We start from the raw sequence: 18,170 nt of genomic DNA on the forward strand, positions 1-18,170 counted from the left end.
TCACCTCCGTCGTGTCCGGATCCGGGCCACCGCCCGCCGCAGCACCGTGCCGAGCTTCCGGCGCGTTCCGTGGGCCAGCCGCCGTACGGCGCCCGTGCGGGGAGCGCGGACCATCCGCACGGCGTCCGCGCGGACGCGCAGGGCGAACGGCAGCGCGACGAAGCGCGGCCCGGGCACCCCGAGCGCCGTCCGCCAGGTCGCGTCCGTCAGCTCGCGGACGGGCAGTACGGCCTCCAGCAGCGCCCCCGATCGGTCCGGGACCAGCGTGCCCGGCGCCTCGACGGTCGTACCCGCCGAGGCGAGCCGTAGCAGCACCGCGGTCTCGCCGGGTACGTGCAGCGGCAGCGGCGCGCGGAACCGGCCGCCCGAGACCATGACGTTCGCGGGCGTGACGGCACCCAGGCCCAGGCGTTCGGTCGCACGGTCGACGTCCAGGGCGAGATGGCCGTGCGGCGACGTCCAGTACGGCAGGACCACATGGCCGCCCGCCACACCGGCGGACAGGGCCTCCCGGCGCGGGGCGGGGCCGAGGCGGCACTCCTTGGTCCAGCCGCCGACCTTGACGCGGACGAAGGCGTCCCACAGGCCGCCGCGGGTCAGGTCGGCGGGGTCGACGTCGGCGGTGGCCCGCAGCACCAGCCGGACCGGGCCGCCGTCCCCGGCCGGCACCGTCTCCCTGGTGAACCGCACCGGCTGGAAGTACTGGGCGCCGCCGGCGCGTTCACGCAGCAGCAGGTCGGCGGTGGCCTTGCCGAACCGGGCGACGGTGTCGGCGCCCACCCAGGCGATCGCCGCGGCGACGTCGGCCGGCGGACCGTCGAGGGGCGCCCGGTCGCCGTCGCCGGGGAACGTCATCGGCGTACCGCCGGAGGCATACTCGGCGGCGAACCCGACCCGCAGCCTGCCGCCCTCCCACACCACGCGCTCCGGTACGGCCGTCAGGACGACCCCGGCCTCCCACGCGGCGAAGGCCTCGACGTCGTCGTACCGGCCCGCCGCGATCAACGCGGCCACGACCTGCTGCGTGGGCTGCAGACCGGCCGCGACACCCGGCCCGAAGCGGTCGACGACGACCTGGCGGATCTCCTCGAACAGCTCCCGGCGATAGTCCTCCGGCACCGCGAGGAGCCGCCGCCCGCGCAGCCGCTCCACCATCTCGACCCGCAGCCATCGCCGGAACAGCCGGTCTCGCACCGGCCCCGGCTCGGTGTACAGCTCGACGACGTCGAGCGCCTCCCGGAGGTTCTTGAAGTACCCGGCCGGGTCGAAGCGCTGGAAACCCGCGTTCGAGGCGTCGTCCCGCCGCGTGTGGTAGTAGCAGACGTAGTCGCTGAGCACGGAGACGTTGGCCGCGCGCAGGAACGCCTCGGTGACGAAGACGTGGTCCTCCAGCCGCCGCCTGCCCTCCGGGAAACGCAGCCCGATGTCGTCGAGGAACGCGCGGCGGAACATCTTGTGCGGGGTGAGACTGTCGATCAGCGGCGCGTTCTCGACGGTGGCACGGGGATGGTTGCGGCGGAACAGCTCCACCGGCACCCCGCGCCCCTTGCCGGCCATCTTGCCGACCACGACATCGGCGCCGTTGGCGACGCCGTAGTCGTACATCCGCTCGAGGGCCTCGTCGCCGAGGTAGTCGTCGTTGTCGACGAACATGACGTACTCGCCCCGGGCGGCGGCGATCCCGACGTTGCGCGGCTTGCCCGACCAGCCGGAGTTCTCCTGACGGAGGACCGTCACCCGGGAGTCCGCGGCGGCGAGCGCGTCCAGCCTGGCCGGGGTCTCGTCGGTGGAACCGTCGTCCACGAAGAGCACTTCGTACGCGTCCGGCGGCAGCGACTGCCTGAGCAGTGACGCGATGCAGTCCTCGATGTAGGACCCCGGGTTGTACACGGGGACGACGACGCTGACCTTGACCGGCATCGGGCTCCGAGCCCCCTCGGGTGACGGTGCGTTCAGGTCACATTACGGTGCTCGTGGCCAGATGCTAACCCCGTGGACGCCTTTGTCCACGTGAAGCGCCGGGCGACGGCAACGCCTCAGGGGCGCGGGGCTGTGTCAATTTGCGGCTACCGCCGCGTGGGCGCCGGGTGTAGTCACGCAGCACGACGCGTTCAACGGCCAGGTGCAGGCCAGGGCCCGCCTGGACAGCCGCCGTGCCGCCATGAGGCCCGGCTGATTCACTGGGCGTCCGGGCCGTCGTCCCGCTGTGCTGGTCGGCGTGGTGATCGACGCCCCGCTCGTGCGGCTGCCGCGGTACGCCCACTGGGTGGGCCAGGTGGACCGCGAGCAGTACTGGCCGCCGCGGCTCGCCCCGCATCTGCCGCTGCCCGTCTCCGAGCCGGTCGCGAGGGGAGAGGCCGGCGAGGGCTATCCGTACCCGTGGTCCGTGTACCGCTGGCTGGCGGGGGGAGACGGCGACCACCGAGATGCTGGCCGACCCGGTCCGGGCCGCCCTCGACCTCGCGGAGTTCATCGGCGCGCTCCAGTCGGTCGACGCCACCGGCGGGCCCGGCCCCGAGCAGAGCAACGCCTTCCGCGGCGTCCCGATGGGCGACCCGCGCGACTCCATCGCCGTCGAGGCCCGCGTCCGGCCCAAGATCGAGGTGTTGAAGGGGACCGGCCTCGTCGACACGGACGCCGTGACGGAGGTGTGGAAGGCGGCCCTCGCGGCGCCCGCCTGGCAGAAACCGCCGGTGTGGATCCACGGCGACCTCGATGCCGGCAACCTCCTGGCCAGGGACGGCCGGTTGAGCGCCGATGGGGGCACCTCCCGGTTCGAGCGAAGCCGAGAACTGGGGGACGACTTCGGGACGCTGGCCGGATCGCTGCCGGTCCCGACGACCTGTTCTTCCGGGCGGACCCGGCACGGGTGACCACGGCTCTGCGCCACCTGGAGCAGGTCATGGCCGACCATCGCCGGGACCAGGCCTGACGGCTCCTCCGGCCCTACCGACGACGACTCCGCCGCCACCGCCGTACCCGCGTCGCCACCACCAGCACCACCACGACGGCCGCCCCCACCACCGCGGCGCGCTTCCCGACCGGCACCCCGGCGGTACGGAGCAGGTCCAGTGGCTCATCCATCTGATGGGGCTCGGCCTCGGCCCGCTCAGCCAACCGCTCCGACAGGCACTCCGCGAACTGCCCGACCAGCCGGTCGCCCACCTCCGCCAGCACGCCGCGCCCGAACTGCGCCGGCCGCCCGGTCACCGACAGATCGGTCCGCACCGACACCGCCGTACCGCCGTCGCGCTCGCCGAGCGTGCCGGTCACGGTGGCCCGCGCGGTGCCCTGGCCGCGGGTCTCCCGGCCGCTGGCGATGAGCACCATGCGGTGCGTGGTCTCGTCCTGCTCCTCGAAGACGGCGGTGCCCTTGTACGTCACGGTGACCGGTCCCACCTTGACCTTCACCGAGCCGGTCACGGTCTTGCCGTCGTACTCCTCGACGCTCGCCCCGGGCAGACAGGGCGCGACACGTTCGATGTCGAGGAGGGTCCGCCAGGCGTCGTCGACGGGGACGGGGACGGTGAACTCGTGGTGCAGCTCCATGACTTCCTCCAGCGGGCTGACAACGGGCGTTACGGCGACGGGTGGATCGCGCCCGCCGTGGCCGTCAGCGGAGCGCCGGTACCACCCCAGCGCAGCGCGACGATCTCGGCGGCGACGGACACGGCGACCTCCTCGGGCGTACGGGCGCCGAGGTCGAGCCCGACCGGCGAGCGCAGCCGGGACAACTCGCCCTCGCCGAGCCCGGCTTCGGCCAGCCGCTTCATCCGGTCGTCGTGGGTACGGCGGCTGCCCATCGCCCCGATGTACGCGGCCGGCCGGCGCAGTGCCTCCTCCAGCAGCGGTACGTCGAACTTCGGGTCGTGGGTCAGGACGCAGATCACCGTGCGCTCGTCGGTGTCCGTGCCCCGGAGGTAGCGGTGCGGCCAGTCCACGACCACCTCGACGCCCGCCGGGAAGCGCTTCGGCGTGGCGAAGACCGGGCGGGCGTCGCAGACCGTGACCCGGTAGCCGAGGAAGTCGCCGATGCGGGCGACCGCCGCGGCGTAGTCGATGGCGCCGAACACCAGCATGCGGGGCGGCGGCGCGAAGGAGTGCAGGAAGACGGTGACCGCGTCCTCGCGGCGCTCTCCGTGCGGGCCGTAGTGCCGCAACCCCGTCGCCCCGAGGGCGAGTTCGCCGCGCGCGTCTGCGGTGACCGCGACGTCCAGGCCGGGCGTGCCGAGGGTGCCGGCGACCCGGTCGGGCCAGACGGCGAGGGTGGCCCCGCGTGATGCGGGTCCGTCGGTCACCGTCGCCACGGTCACCGGGCGGCCCTCGGCGACCGACTCCGCGACCGCGCCGAAGGACGGATCCAGACCGGCCGTGACGGGACGGACGAGCACCGTGATCTCGCCACCGCAGGTCAACCCCACCGCGAACGCGTCCTCGTCGCTGTACCCGAAGGTCTCCAGCCGGGCCTCGCCGCTCGCCACCACCTCCTGCGCGAGCTCGAACACCGCGCCCTCGACACAGCCGCCGGACACACTGCCCACGACCTCGTCGCCCGGCCCCACGGCCATGGCGGCCCCCGGATCGCGCGGCGCGCTGCGGCTCACGGCGACCACCGTGGCCAGACCGAACGGCGACCCCGCCGCGTGCCAGCCGCTCAGCACCGGGAGAATCTCACGCACGACCCGCTCCTCTCACCACCGCCGCCAGCCTCTCCAGCGCGGCCAGGCTGTGCCCCTCGACGAACGCGTCCACGCTCGGCAGCGCGGCCGCCATCCCGGCCGCCAGGGGCGCGTAACCGGGGCGCGCCTTGCGTGGATTGGCCCAGATCACCCGGTGCGCCAGCCGCCGCAGGCGTCGCATCTGGGCCCCGAGCAGCTCCGGATCGCCACGCTCCCAGCCGTCGGACAGCAGCACCACGACCGCGCCGCGCGCCATGCCCCGCTGTCCCCAGCGGTTCAGGAACGCGCGCAGCAGCTCACCCAGCCGGGTACCCCCACGCCAGTCGGGCACCGCCGCCGCGACCGCGGCCATCGCCAGGTCCGGATCGCGGTGGGCCAGCTCCCGGGTCACACGGGTCAGCCGGGTGCCGATCGTGAACACCTCCGTACGGCCGTGCCGGGCGGCCGCGTGCGCGAAACGCAGCAGCGCGTCCGCGTACGGCGCCATCGAACCGCTGACGTCCACGAGCAGCACGACCCGCCGGGGCCGCTCGGCCCGCGCGTGCCGGCGCAGCCGTGCGGGCTCCCCGCCGCGCCGCAGCAGCTCCCGCACCGTCCGGCGCGGATCGACCTCCCCGCGCCGGGCCGGCCGCCGCCGCGCGCTGCGCCGCGTCTCGCCGCGCAGTGCGAACGCGGCCAGCAGACGGCGCAGCTGCTCACGCTCGGCGACGTCCAGGTCGGCGATGTCACGGTGGCGGAGGACCTCGCCTGAGCTCGCCAGGGAGGCGACGGGAGGGGCTTCGGGCCCGTGGCCGCTCGTACGGGGCTCCGCGGCATCCCGTACGACCAGCCGCAGCCGGGGCGGGGGAGCGGCGGACACCGGACGCCCGGTCGCCTCACCCGCGCCGAAGTACGCGGCGAACACCCGCTCGTACCGCTCCAGGTCGTCCCTGTCCGCGCACAGCGTCAGCCGACCCGCCCAGTACACGTCCGCCCGCATGCCCGGCCGCAGTACGTCCACCGCCCGCAGGAACGCGTGCACCCGCTCGGCGCTCGCGTCGACGCCCGCCGCGCGCAGGGCACGGGCGAAGCCGAGGAGCGCGGCGTCCGCGGCGAGCACGTCCGTCACGCCCCTCGCGCGGCGAGCACCGCGGCGAAGTCCAGCCCCCGTGCCCGCTCGGCGTCCTCCCGGTACTTCAGCACCGACCCCAGCGTCGCCACCGCCAGCTCCGCGTCCACCTCGGTCGCGCCCAGCGCGTCCAGGGCCTCGGCCCAGTCGATCGTCTCGGCGACACCCGGCGGCTTGAGCAGGTCCTGGGCGCGCAGTGCCTGCACCAGGGCGGTCACCTGTTCGGCCAGCCGTGCCGACACGTCCGGCAACCGGCGTCGCACGACGGCCAGTTCGCGGGCGAAGCCGGGATGGTCGAACCAGTGGTAGAGGCAGCGCCGCTTCAGTGCGTCGTGCACCTCGCGGGTGCGGTTGGAGGTCAGCACGACCACCGGCGGCACCTCGGCCCGCAGCGTGCCCAGCTCCGGGACGGTGACCGAGAACTCCGACAGCAGCTCCAGCAGGAACGCCTCGAACTCGTCGTCGGCCCGGTCGATCTCGTCCACCAGCAGGACGCACGGCTGGGTCTCCAGGGCCCGCAGCAGCGGCCGGGCGACCAGGAAGCGCCGGTCGTACAGCTCGCCCTCCAGCCGCTCGGCATCGGTGATGCCGGCCGCCTCCGCGGCCCGCAGATGCAGCAGCTGACGTGGGAAGTCCCAGTCGTACAGGGCCTGCGAGGCGTCGATGCCCTCGTGGCACTGCAGCCGGATCAGCGGGGCGTCGAGGGCCTCGGCGAGGGCGGCCGCGAGCGCGGTCTTGCCGACGCCCGCGTCGCCCTCGCAGAACAGCGGCCGGTGCAGCCTGAGCGCCAGGAAGCAGGCGACGGCCAGCCCGTCGTCGACGAGATACCCCGTCTCCTCCAGGCGGGCCCGCACCTCTTCCGGGCTCCGCATCGAGTCGATCGGCGCTCACCCCATTCCGGCGGCGGTGAGGACCGCCCGCTTGGTGAGCACCCGCGCCAGATGCGCCCGGTACTCGGGAGACGCCGACGTGTCCTGCGCCGGCCGGGTCCCCTCGGCGGCCTCCTGAGCGGCCCGCGCCACAGCGTCCGGATCCCCTGCACCGGACAGCGCGGCCTCGGCAGCCGAGGCCCTCAACGGCGTCGAGCCCATGTTGGTGAGCCCGACCCGGGCCTCCGCGATGTGCCCGTTGTCGCGCCGCACGAGCGCGGCCACCCCGACGATCGCCCAGGCCTGCGCGACCCGCTGGAACTTCTCGTAGTGGAAGCCCCAGCCGTCCGCCTTCGGGATCCGCACCTCGACCAGCAACTCGTCGGCCGTCAGCGCCGACTGGAGATAGTCGACGAAGAACTCCCGCGCCGGGATCGTCCGGCGCCCCCGCGGACCGACCGCCACCAGCTCGCCGTCCAGCGCCAGCATCACCGCGGGCAGGTCCCCGGCCGGATCGGCGTGCGCGAGCGAGCCGCCGAGGGTGCCCCGATGGCGTACGGCGGGATCCGCGACCGTGGCCGTGGCGGCCGCCAGCAGACCGGCGTAGCGCCGCACCAGCGGATCCCGGATCACCTCGTGGTGCGTGGTCAGCGCGCCGATGGTGAGGCTGTCGCCCACCTCGCGCACCCCGCGCAGCCCGGGGATCCGGCCGACGTCCACGACGAGTTCCGGGAAGGCCAGCCGCAGCCTCAGCAGCGGCAACAGGCTCTGTCCGCCCGCCAGCACCTTGCCCTCGTCGCCGGCGTCGGCGAGCGCGCGCACCGCCTCGTCGACGGTCGCCGGACGGGTGTAGTCGAATGCCGGAGGAATCATCGCGCGGCCTCCCTGAGTGTCTGCCAGACCCGTTCGGGCGTGCACGGCATCCGCACGTCGCGCACGCCCAGCGGCCGCAGTGCGTCGACGACCGCGTTGACGGCGGCGGGAGTGGAGGCGATGGTGCCCGCCTCCCCAACTCCCTTGACACCCAAGGGGTTTGTGCTGGACGGCGTCTCCGTCCGGTCCGTCACGAAGTCGGGCAGGTCGGCCGCCGACGGCACCAGGTAGTCGGCCATCGTGCCCGAGAGCAGGTTGCCCTCCTCGTCGTACACAGCCTCCTCGAACAGCGCCTGCGCGATGCCCTGCGCGAGCCCGCCGTGCACCTGCCCCTCGACGATCGCCGGGTTGACGACCCGGCCCACGTCGTCGACGCAGACGTACGACCGGATCCGTGTCCGCCCGGTCTCGGTGTCGACCTCGACCGCGCACAGGTGGGTGCCGTGCGGGTAGGAGAAGTTGTCCGGGTCGACCAGGTACTCGGCGTTGATGGTGGGTGCCATGCCGTCGGGCAGGTCGTGCGAGGAGAACGTCTCGAAGGCGACCTCCTGGATGGTCTTCCGGGCGTCCGGGGAGCCCTTCACGGAGAAGACGCCGTCGGTGAACTCCAGGTCGTGCTCGCTTGCTTCGAGTAGATGCGCGGCCACCTTCCGCGCCTTCTCCACCACCTTCAGCGCCGCGTGGTGCACCGCCGAACCGCCCACGACCAGCGACCGCGAGCCGTACGTGTCCATGCCCTGCGGGGCCGCCATCGTGTCGCCGTGCACGACCTCGACGTCCTCGAACGGCACGCCCAGCACATCGGCGGCGATCTGGCTCCAGCAGGTCACATGCCCCTGCCCGTGCGGGCTGGTGCCGGTGACCACCTCGACCTTGCCGGTGGGCAGCATGCGGATGGTCGCCGCCTCCCAGCCGCCGGCCGCGTACCGCAGATCGCGCAGCACCCGGCTCGGCGCGAGCCCGCACATCTCGGTGTACGTCGACACCCCGATGCCCAGCCGTACGGCGTCACCCCGCTCGTTGCGGTCCGCCTGCTCGGCGCGCAGCTTGTCGTACCCGAACAGCGCGAGCGCCTTCTCCGTCGCGGCCTCGTAGTTGCCGCTGTCGTACGTCAGGCCCGCGATGGACGTGTACGGGAAGTCCTCGTGCCCGATCCAGTTCCGGTGCCGCAACTCCACCGGATCCAGGTCGAGTTCGGCGGCGAGGTCGTCCATGATCCGTTCGATGGCGTACGTCGCCTCCGGGCGCCCGGCGCCGCGATAGGCGTCCGTGGGCGTCCTGGTGGTGAACACGCCGGTGCAGGTGAAGTCGTAGGAGTCCATCTTGTAGATCGCCGGGTACATGAAGGCGCCCAGGATCGGGATGCCCGGCGTGACCAGCATCAGGTAGGCGCCCATGTCGGCCAGCAGGTCCACCTTCAGGCCCAGGAGCTTGCCGTCGCGGTTCGCGGCGATCTCGACGTCCTGGATCATCCCCCGGCCGTGATGGGTGGCCAGATAGCCCTCGGAGCGGGACTCGGTCCACTTCACCGGCCGGCCCAGGCGGCGGGCGAGCGTGAGGGCGATGGCCTCCTCGCCGTACACCTGGAGCTTGGAGCCGAAGCCGCCGCCCACGTCGGGGGCGACGACGCGAAGCTTGTGCTCGGGGACGCCGGTGACGACCGAGAGCATGACCCGCAGGATGTGCGGGATCTGGGTGGCCGAGTAGACCGTGTACTCGCCGGAGGCGGCGAGCGGGGTGACGACGACGGCACGGGGTTCCATGGCGTTGGGGATGAGCCGCTGCTGGTGGTAGCGGCGCTTCAGGGTCACCTCGGCGCACTCCCGGACCGAGTCGAAGTCCTCGCCGGTCTTCAGCGGCCAGTCGTAGCAGCGGTTGGTGCCCTTGTCGGAGTGGACGAGCGGGGCGCCCTCGGCGAGCGCGGCCTCCAGGTCCAGGACCGGAGGCAGCGGCGTGTAGTCGACCTCGATCGCCTCCAGCGCGTCGGCGGCCGCGTACCGGTCGCGGGCCACCACGACCGCCACCGGATCACCGGCGTAGCGCACCTCGTCGACCGCGATCGGCGGATGGTCGGGCAGCACGATGTCCTCGGTCACCGGCCAGGCACAGGGCAGCGAGCCCAGGCCCTCCGCGAGGTCGGCGCCGCTGAACGCCGCGACGACGCCGGGGCGGTCGAGGGCCGCGGAGACGTCGACGCGGTCGAGCCGGGAGTGTGCCATCGGGCTGCGCAGGATCGCGACGTGGAGCAGGCCGTTGACGCTGATGTTGTCGGTCCAGTTGGTCTGGCCGGTGATCAGCCGGGCGTCCTCCTTGCGGAGCCGGGGGCGGCCGACCTCCCGTTCGACGGTCCCGCTCATGCCGTGACCTCCTGTCCGGAGGCGGCGAGGACCGCGCGCACGATGTTCTGGTAGCCCGTGCAGCGGCACAGGTTGCCCTCCAGGCCCTGCCGTACGTCGTCGGCGCTGGGGTTCGGGTTCTCGCGCAGCAGATCACGCGCAGCCATGAGCATGCCGGGGGTGCAGTAGCCGCACTGCAGCGCGTGCCGCTCGTGGAAGGCCCGCTGCAGCCCGCTCAACTCCCCGTTGTGGGCGAGCCCTTCGACGGTGGTCACGTCGCTCCCGTCCGCCTGGACGGCGAGGACCGAGCAGCTCTTGACGCTCTCACCGTCCAGGTCGACCGTGCAGGCCCCGCAGTTGGAGGTGTCGCAGCCAATAGGGGTGCCGGTCAGGCCGAGACGGTCACGCAGGTAGTGGACCAGGAGCAGCCGGGGCTCCACTTCGTCCTCGTACGTCGTGCCGTCCACCTTCACCGAGATGCGGGTCATGTGCCCTCCCAGAGAACGCGCTGGGGAATAGAGGGGAAATCGGTCGCGGGATGTGATGTACGTCACTCTATGGCGGGTCTCCGGAGGGGGCGAGTGCTGCGACGGGTTTGTTGACCGTTAATCCATTGCCGTCGAGCTTCCGGCTCTGCTGCACTGCACAGGAACCGTCGTCACACAGCGAGGAGCAGCGATGCGCACTGCGTGCATGTCCACCCAGGAAGGAACCCCCACCATGCCGAAGGACATCACGCTCAGTGCACTCGCTCAATCTCGGAATCGTCGCGCACGTAGACGCAGGTAAGACCAGCCTCACCGAGCGGCTGCTGTACTGCGCAGGGGTGATCGACGAGATCGGAAGCGTCGACACCGGCAGCACGCAGACCGACACCCTCGCGCTGGAGCGGCAGCGCGGCATCACCATCAAGTCCGCCGTCGTCTCCTTCGCGCTCGACGACGTCACCGTCAACCTCATCGACACCCCCGGCCACCCGGACTTCATCGCCGAGGTGGAGCGGGTGCTCGGCGTGCTCGACGGGGCCGTGCTGGTCGTCTCGGCCGTCGAAGGCGTCCAGGCGCAGACGCGCGTCCTGATGCGGACGCTGCAGCGGCTGCGCATCCCGACCCTGATCTTCGTCAACAAGACCGACCGGCGCGGAGCGCGGTACGAGGGCGTCCTGCGGGAGCTCTCCGAGCGGCTGACGGCGTCCGTCGTGCCCATGGGGACGGCCGACGGACTCGGCACCCGCGCGGCGCGGTTCCTGCCGGGCCTCGGCCCGTCCGCGCTGGACGTCCTCGCCGACCACGACGACGACCTGCTCTCCGCGTACGTCGAGGACACGGTCTCGTACGACCGCCTCCGCACCGCCCTCGCCGCCCAGACCCGGCAGGCCCTCGTGCACCCCGTGTACTTCGGCTCCGCCATGACGGGCGCCGGCATCGCCGCGCTGGCCGACGGCATCAGGGAACTGCTGCCCACTGCCGGCGGCGACCCCGGCGGCCCGGTCTCGGGCACCGTCTTCAAGGTCGACCGGGGTCCGGCGGGGGAGAGGGTGGCGTACGCGCGGATGTTCTCCGGGACCCTGCGCACCCGCGACCGGATCCGCTTCGGCGAGGCCCGGACCGAGGGCAGGGTCACCGCCGTCAGCGTCTTCGACCACGGCACGGACATCCGCGCCGACGAGGTCCCCGCGGGCCGGATCGCCAGACTGTGGGGCCTGGCCGACATCAGGATCGGCGACACCCTCGGCGAACCCCGCAAGGCGTACGGCCACTTCTTCGCCCCGCCCACCCTCGAGACGGTCGTCGTCCCCGGCGTCGGCACGGACAAGCGGGCCCTGCACCTCGCGCTCACCCAGCTCGCCGAACAGGACCCGCTGATCGACCTGCGTCACGACGAGGTACGCCAGGAGATCTCGGTCTCCCTCTACGGCGAGGTGCAGAAGGAGGTCGTGCAGGCCACGCTCGCCGACGAGTACGGCCTCGACGTCACCTTCCGCGAGACCACGCCCCTGTGCATCGAGCGGCCGGTCGGGTCGGGAGCGGCGGTCGAGTTCAACAAGAAGGACGCCAACCCCTTCCTCGCGACCGTCGGCCTGCGCGTCGATCCCGCGCCGCCCGGTTCGGGCGTCGCCTTCCGGCTGGAGGTGGAGCTGGGCGCCATGCCGTACGCCTTCTTCAAGGCCGTCGAGGACACCGTGCGCGAGACCCTCGGCCAGGGCCTGAACGGCTGGCAGGTCACCGACTGCACGGTCGCCATGACCCACTCCGGCTACTCGCCCCGGCAGAGCCACGCCCACCAGGGCTTCGACAAGAGCATGTCGAGCACCGGCGCCGACTTCCGCGGAGTGACCCCGCTGGTCCTGATCGAGGCACTGCGGCGGGCCGGCACCCGGGTGTACGAGCCGATGCACCGGTTCCGCGCCGAGGCCCCGGCCGACACCCTGGGCGCCCTGCTCCCGGTGCTGGCCGCGGCCCGGGCCGTACCGCAGACCACCGAGACCCGGGGTGCGGCCTGCGTCCTGGAGGGCGTGGTGCCGGCGGCCCAGGTGCACGGACTGGAGCAGCGGCTGCCGGGGCTCACCCGGGGCGAGGGCGAGATGGAGTGTGCCTTCGACCACTACGCGCCCGTCACCCGCGGCACGGTGCCGGAACGGCCGCGCACCGACCACAACCCGCTGAACCGGAAGGAGTACCTGCTGAACGTGACACGCAGAGTCGGCGCATGAGGCCGCAGAGGTGGCTGAGAGTCAACTTACTGGGGAGTCAGGGGTGTTGACTGTGTCCGGATATCGCCGGACTGTAGTGGACATGCCGAATAAACGCGCGCGTCTGCTCGTTGTTCTGGTTCTCCTCTTCGGATTCCTGACGGTCGCGGGCAACCGCCCCGCCACCGCCGCCACTCTCCCCGACTCCCTCTGGTTCGACGAAACGCCGCTGACCGTGCAGAACGGCCGCTTCACCGACGGCCAGGGAAGAGAAGTCGTACTGCGCGGCTACAACGTCTCCGGCGAGACCAAGCTGGCGGAGAACAGCGGCTTGCCCTTCGCATCGGTCGCGGACGCGAAGAAGTCCGCGACCGCGCTGCGCGCCCTCGGCGGCGGCAACTCCGTCCGCTTCCTGCTCTCCTGGGCGTACGCCGAACCGGTCCGCGGCCAGGTCGACACAGCGTACCTGGCCGCCGCCACCGCCCAGATGCGCGCCTTCCTCGACGTCGGCCTCCGCGTCTACCCCGACTTCCACCAGGACCTCTACTCCCGCCACCTCTTCGACCCGGACAGCTGGTACACGGGCGACGGCGCCCCCAAGTGGGCCGTGGACGCGGGGAACTACCCCGACGAGAACTGCGGGATCTGCCTTTTCTGGGGGCAGAACATCACCCAGAACGAGGCCGTGAAACGGGCGACGTACGACTTCTGGCACAACACGTACGGACTCCAGGACGCCTTCCTCGCCACCGCCCAGAAGACGATGGCGTACATCAAACAGAACGTCACCGCCGCCGAGTTCACGGGCGTCCTCGGCTTCGACCCGTACAACGAACCGCACCCCGGAACATACGATTCCGGCCAGACCAGTCGCACCTGGGAACGGGACGTACTGTGGCCGTTCTACGAGAAGTTCCGGGCCCGCATGGACGCGGCAGGCTGGCAGGACAAGCCCGTCTTCGCCGAACCGAACCTCTTCTGGAACGCCAACATCGACTTCCAGAAACAGGAGGGCGGACTGCTCGACGCCGGGACGCTCGGCCCGCGCTACGTCTTCAACACCCACTTCTACGACCAGAAGGCCATCTCCGGCGTCTTCATGTGGGGCAAGGCGCAGGACGGCCAGTACACGGGCGACTTCGGCACGGTCCGGGACCGCGCGGCGGCCACCAGGACGCCCGCGATCATCAGTGAGTTCGGCCATCCGCTGGCGGGCTCGGTCTCCGACAAGGCGCCGACCGTCCTCAAGGCGATGTACCAGGCCCTCGACTCCCGGGTCCCGGGCGCGAGCTGGTGGTCGAACCCGGCGGGCTCCGGCCCCGTCCTGTCCGGCAGCCAGTGGCAGTGGGACATCTACAACGGCCGTCACCACGAGCTGATGAACGACAACCCCGACAAGGTCCTCACCACCGGCGACGCCTGGAACGACGAGGACCTGTCCGCCGTACGCCTCGACGACTCCGGCACGGCGACACTGCGCCAGGACGCCCGCCTGCTCGACCGGGTCTATCCGAGCGCCACCTCCGGCACGACGGTCGCCTTCACCTACGAGGACCGCTCGCGCGACGGCTCGACGACCCTGACCTGGAACCCGGTGCCGAGTTCGCTGCCGAACGTGGCGCGGCTGGTGGGCACGGGCCAGTACGGGCTGCTGGTGTGGCGCTCGGGCAGTGGCTCCGCCCCGACCGAACTGCACCTGCCGGCGTCCTTCCCGACCGGCACCACCACCGTCGTCTCCGACCTGGGCACGACGTACGGCCCGCCCGCGTACACCTCGACGACCCCGGTCGCCGCGGCCCCCGAACCAGGCGGCACGGGCAGCCGCCGCCTGCTGCTCACCGACCAGGACTCCGGCGTCCTGCACTACGCGCTGGTGACCAACGGGGCCACCCCCGCTCCCTCGGCGGCGCAGCTGACCGCGGCCCGGTCCGAGCTGGCGGCGTGGGCCGCGCAGAAGATCGGGTAGACGATCGGATCCTGGCGCTGAGTTGACCCTCCCCTTACGTCAGGCTGCACGCTGGGTCCCGACGAAAGGGCAGGTGAATGAGTTATTCCGTGGGGCAGGTCGCGGCCTTCGCCGGGGTGACCGTGCGCACGCTGCACCACTACGACCGGGCGGGACTCCTCTCGCCCAGTGGCCGCAGCGGCGCCGGTTACCGGCTGTACAGCGACACCGACCTGGCCCGGCTCCAGCAGATCCTCTTCTACCGGGAACTGGGCTTCTCCCTCGACGAGATCGCCGACATCCTCAAGGACCCGCAGGCGAACGCTCTGGAGCATCTCCGGGTGCGGGTAGGGCAGTTGACCGCGGAGATCGACCGGCTCCGGCGACTCGCCGAGGTGGCCGAGCAGGCCATCGAGGTCCAGCAGACCGGGGTGCGGCTGACTCCCGAAGAACGCTTCGACGTCTTCGGCGAGATCGGCTTCGACCTGAGCTATGCCACCGAGCGGCAGATCAAGTGGCAGGACTCGGCCGGCCAGAAGGAGTCGATGGCCCGGGCCGCCGCCCACACCAAGGAGGACTGGCGGCAGCTCATGGGCGAGGCCGCCGCCTGGCGCGCGGAACTCCTCGCCGCCTACGACGAGGGCGAGCCCAGTGACGGCGAACGGGCCATGGACCTCGCCGAGGAACACCGGCTGCACATCGCCAGCTGGTTCACCAGCTGCCCGCCCGACATGCACCGGCGCATCGCGGACGACTTCGCCACCGACCCGCGCGCCTTCGCCCTCGTCGTCCCGCCGTCCCAGCAGCGGCCGGGCCTCGCCGCCCATCTGCGCAAGGCCGTTCACGCCAACGCGGCCCGCCGGGTGGCTTCGGAGGAGGACCGATGAGGATTCTGATCGCTGCCGCCGGCTCGCGCGGCGATGTCGCGCCCTACACGGGGCTGGGTGCGGAACTGGGGCAGGCCGGATGCGACATTGCCCTGGCCACGACCGGCGTCTTGCGCGGCTTCGTCTGCCATCTGGGCGGGGCAGTTCATGCCAACGCGGTGCGCAGGGTGGCTCCGGGGGAGGATCGATGAGGATTCTGATCGCTGCCGCCGGCTCGCGCGGCGATGTCGCGCCCTACACGGGGCTGGGCGCGGAACTGCGGCAGGGCGGATATGACGTCGCCCTCGCCACGACCGACGCCTTCGCGCCCCTCGTACGGGAGGCCGGGGTGGAGTTCCGTAGCCTCCCCGGTCGCCCGGAATCCCAGGGCGATGTCACGGACCGGCGTGAACTGATGCGCACCGCGGCCGCCTTCGTCACCGACCTCGGACAGGGCTTCGCCGACGCCGTCGCCCTGGGCACCGACCTGCTCCTGTTGTCGGCCACCACGGCCCAGCTCGGCTGGCATCTGTCCGACGCCACGGGCGTGCCGACCCTCGGCGCCTACCTCCAGCCGACCGCCCCGACCGGCGACTTCCCGCCCGTGGTCGCGGGGACCCGTTCCCTGGGGCGCCTCGGCAACCGTACGGCCGGGCGGTTCGCGCTCCGCATGGCTGACCGGATCTACGCCCAGGCGGTCACCGAGCTGCGCCGCCGCCTCGACCTGCCCCCGCTCACCCCTGTCGCGATGCGCCGACGACAGCAGCGGGCCGACTGGCCCGTCCTGCACGGCTTCAGCACGGCACTCGTGCCCCGCCCGCCCGACTGGCGGTCCGGCCTGGACGTCGTAGGGACCTGGTGGCCGTACGTCGCCCCGGACCGACGGCTGCCCGCGGAACTGGAGGACTTCCTCGCGGCCGGACCCCGCCCGGTGTTCATCGGCTTCGGGAGCATGGCGGGCGGCCACGGGGAGCGGCTGAGCGAGATCGCCGTGACCGCGCTGCGCAGCGCCGGGCTGCGCGGGATCCTCCAGGCGGGCAGCGCCGGGCTCGCCGCCGACGGGGACGACGTGCTGACGATCGGGGACGTACCGCACGCGCTGCTGTTCCCGAGGGTGGCCGCGGTGGTGCACCACGCCGGCGCGGGCACCGCGGCAGCCGCGCTGCGCGCCGGGGCGCCCGCGGTGTCGGTGCCGGTGACGGCGGACCAGCCGTTCTGGGCCGGACGGCTCGCCGCACTCGGCGCCGCCACCGACCCGATCCCCTTCACGTCCCTCACCGCGGAGCGGCTCGCCGACGCGCTCGGCCGGGTGGTACGGCGGCAGACGTACGCCCGCGCCGCCGCGGTCGCCGCACAGCACATGGCGACCGAGGACGGCGTGGGGGCGGTACTGAAGGCGCTGCGCTGATCAACCGGCCGACGGGCTGGTCCAGTTGGCCTGCACATGGCCCAGGCGTACGCGCTGCGGGTGGTCGCCGACCGGGACGGACACCGTCTTCTGCCCGGTGGCGAAGTCGATGGCCGTGACCTGGTCGGTACCGCTCTCGGACACGACACAGGACTTGCCGTCACCGCTGACGGTCGCCCAGTAGGGCTTCGAGGCGGTGACCAGCGGGCCCTCCTGGAGCGTCGTGCGGTTGACGACCGTCGCGTAGTCGTCCATCGTGCCCGCGACACACAGCTTGCTGCCGTCCGGACTCATCGAAATGCCGTGGTGGCGCGAGTCGTTGACGAACGTGGTGCGGTCGTCGTTGGTCGCCGGGTTCTTCGGCAGGGTCTTCGTCCGGGTGATCTTGTCGGTGGCGATGTCGTACTCGAAGAAGCCGTTGAAGAACGACACCTGGAAGTACAGCTTCGACTCGTCCGGCGAGAACACCGCGGGCCGCACCGCGTCCGAGTAGTCGGACAGACCGATCGCGTTCAGCCGCTCCCGCATGTCGATGACCTTGACCTGCTGGTACGTGGTCGCGTCGACGACCGTGATGCGCCGGTCACCCTTCGTCCAGTCCAGCCACGGCGCGTCGGTGGACGTGTTCACGTCGCCGATCGACATGTTCCAGATGTACTTGCCGTCCTTGGTGAAGATGTTCTCGTGCGGCTTGTCGCCCGTGCCGAACGAACCGAGCTCCTTGCCCGTCTCGATGTTCAGCACGTGCACCTTGTTGCCCGTGGAGGCGGACACCGCGACCCGGGTGCCGTCGGGGGAGACCGCCATGTGGTCGGCGCGGTAACCCGACACGGCGAACCGCCAGTTGATGGCACCGGTGGCCAGGTCGATGGACACGACATCGGCGAAGCTCGGCCGCGAGACCACCACCGAGTTCCCGTCCGGCGTGGAGTACATGTCGTCGACGAACTGGTCGTGCCCCTCGCCGACACTGTTGCGGATCGCCATGAAATAGATCCACTTGATCGGATCGGCGTTGATCTCCGCCATCCGCGCGTCCTTGTCGGGGATGACGTTGATCCGCCCGATCTTCGCGAAGTCACCGGAGGACTTGATGACTTCGGCGGTGCCGTCCCAGTTGTTCCCGACGAACAGCACCTCGCGCAGGGCGGCGGCGGAGGCGTCCGGAGCGGCGGTGGCGGCGGTCGCTGGAGCGGTGACGGTCAGGACGAGGGCGGCGGCTACGGAGCAAAGGTGCCTGGGACTGATGGCAGGCATGCTGCGCTCTCCTCTGGGGTGGGGGTGGGCCGTGACATGGCTGAGAATCTGAACACGAGCGCATTCAGAGATAACTTACTGAAAAGTAAGGAGGGGCGGCCTTCTGCACAAGACTGCGTACGCGACAAAATTGGCCC

The 18,170-nt window shown here is 71.9% G+C and carries 14 protein-coding genes and 1 pseudogene; 6 read left to right on the forward strand and 9 right to left on the reverse strand.

What is annotated here, in order from left to right; genetic code table 11:
* Positions 1-1,920: a glycosyltransferase family 2 protein gene (locus AQJ91_RS26345; protein ID WP_067026407.1), complete on the reverse strand. Its 1,920-nt coding sequence runs from the start codon at positions 1,918-1,920 to the stop codon at positions 1-3.
* A 355-nt stretch (positions 1,921-2,275) separates the two neighbouring features.
* Here AQJ91_RS26345 and AQJ91_RS55990 point away from each other — a divergent pair.
* Positions 2,276-2,873, forward strand: a pseudogene (locus AQJ91_RS55990) (phosphotransferase).
* Between the two features lie 73 nt (positions 2,874-2,946).
* On the opposite strand, the gene AQJ91_RS26355 reads toward AQJ91_RS55990, so the two are convergent.
* The 7 genes from AQJ91_RS26355 to AQJ91_RS26385 are packed head-to-tail and all read right to left on the reverse strand — an operon-like array spanning position 2,947 to position 10,353.
* The gene (locus AQJ91_RS26355; RefSeq protein ID WP_067026412.1) at positions 2,947-3,549 is read right to left on the reverse strand and encodes an SRPBCC family protein; all 603 of its coding nucleotides are present in this window, start codon (positions 3,547-3,549) and stop codon (positions 2,947-2,949) included.
* A 29-nt stretch (positions 3,550-3,578) separates the two neighbouring features.
* Positions 3,579-4,679, reverse strand: coding sequence for an XdhC family protein (locus tag AQJ91_RS26360; protein WP_067026414.1), 1,101 nt, complete (start codon positions 4,677-4,679; stop codon positions 3,579-3,581).
* The gene (locus AQJ91_RS26365; protein WP_067026416.1) at positions 4,672-5,787 is read right to left on the reverse strand and encodes a vWA domain-containing protein; all 1,116 of its coding nucleotides are present in this window, start codon (positions 5,785-5,787) and stop codon (positions 4,672-4,674) included. Before AQJ91_RS26365 ends, AQJ91_RS26360 begins: the two co-directional genes overlap by 8 nt.
* A complete protein-coding gene (locus AQJ91_RS26370) occupies positions 5,784-6,659 on the reverse strand; it encodes an AAA family ATPase (RefSeq protein ID WP_067026418.1) in 876 nt (291 codons plus the stop codon). The genes AQJ91_RS26365 and AQJ91_RS26370 overlap by 4 nt, the downstream gene beginning before the upstream one ends.
* A 15-nt stretch (positions 6,660-6,674) precedes the next feature.
* On the reverse strand, positions 6,675-7,529 hold the full coding sequence (locus tag AQJ91_RS26375; RefSeq protein ID WP_067026420.1) for an FAD binding domain-containing protein: 855 nt from the start codon (positions 7,527-7,529) through the stop codon (positions 6,675-6,677).
* Complete coding sequence (locus AQJ91_RS26380) at positions 7,526-9,886, reverse strand: xanthine dehydrogenase family protein molybdopterin-binding subunit (protein WP_067026422.1); 2,361 nt, start codon at positions 9,884-9,886, stop codon at positions 7,526-7,528. The genes AQJ91_RS26375 and AQJ91_RS26380 overlap by 4 nt, the downstream gene beginning before the upstream one ends.
* Positions 9,883-10,353 carry a (2Fe-2S)-binding protein gene (locus tag AQJ91_RS26385; protein ID WP_067026424.1) on the reverse strand — a complete coding sequence of 157 codons (471 nt, stop codon included), beginning with the start codon at positions 10,351-10,353 and terminating at the stop codon, positions 9,883-9,885. Before AQJ91_RS26385 ends, AQJ91_RS26380 begins: the two co-directional genes overlap by 4 nt.
* Positions 10,354-10,607: 254 nt before the next feature.
* Between AQJ91_RS26385 and AQJ91_RS26390 the strand changes: the two genes are divergently transcribed.
* From AQJ91_RS26390 to AQJ91_RS26410, 5 genes are all read left to right on the forward strand, one after another.
* Positions 10,608-12,578 (forward strand): elongation factor G, encoded by a 1,971-nt coding sequence (locus AQJ91_RS26390; RefSeq protein WP_067026426.1) that lies wholly within the window; start codon positions 10,608-10,610, stop codon positions 12,576-12,578.
* Positions 12,579-12,660: 82 nt separating this feature from the next.
* Positions 12,661-14,523: a cellulase family glycosylhydrolase gene (locus tag AQJ91_RS26395; protein ID WP_067026564.1), complete on the forward strand. Its 1,863-nt coding sequence runs from the start codon at positions 12,661-12,663 to the stop codon at positions 14,521-14,523.
* A 77-nt stretch (positions 14,524-14,600) separates the two neighbouring features.
* A complete protein-coding gene (locus tag AQJ91_RS26400) occupies positions 14,601-15,389 on the forward strand; it encodes a MerR family transcriptional regulator (RefSeq protein WP_067026428.1) in 789 nt (262 codons plus the stop codon).
* Positions 15,386-15,580 (forward strand): hypothetical protein, encoded by a 195-nt coding sequence (locus tag AQJ91_RS26405; protein WP_067026430.1) that lies wholly within the window; start codon positions 15,386-15,388, stop codon positions 15,578-15,580. The genes AQJ91_RS26400 and AQJ91_RS26405 overlap by 4 nt, the downstream gene beginning before the upstream one ends.
* A complete protein-coding gene (locus AQJ91_RS26410; protein ID WP_067026432.1) occupies positions 15,577-16,776 on the forward strand; it encodes a glycosyltransferase in 1,200 nt (399 codons plus the stop codon). The genes AQJ91_RS26405 and AQJ91_RS26410 overlap by 4 nt, the downstream gene beginning before the upstream one ends.
* On the opposite strand, the gene AQJ91_RS26415 is transcribed toward AQJ91_RS26410, so the two are convergent.
* Positions 16,777-18,033 carry a YncE family protein gene (locus AQJ91_RS26415; protein WP_067026434.1) on the reverse strand — a complete coding sequence of 419 codons (1,257 nt, stop codon included), beginning with the start codon at positions 18,031-18,033 and terminating at the stop codon, positions 16,777-16,779.
* Between the last annotated feature and the right edge of the window lie 137 nt (positions 18,034-18,170).

This window comes from Streptomyces dysideae (assembly GCF_001514305.1).
Lineage (GTDB): Bacteria > Actinomycetota > Actinomycetes > Streptomycetales > Streptomycetaceae > Streptomyces > Streptomyces dysideae.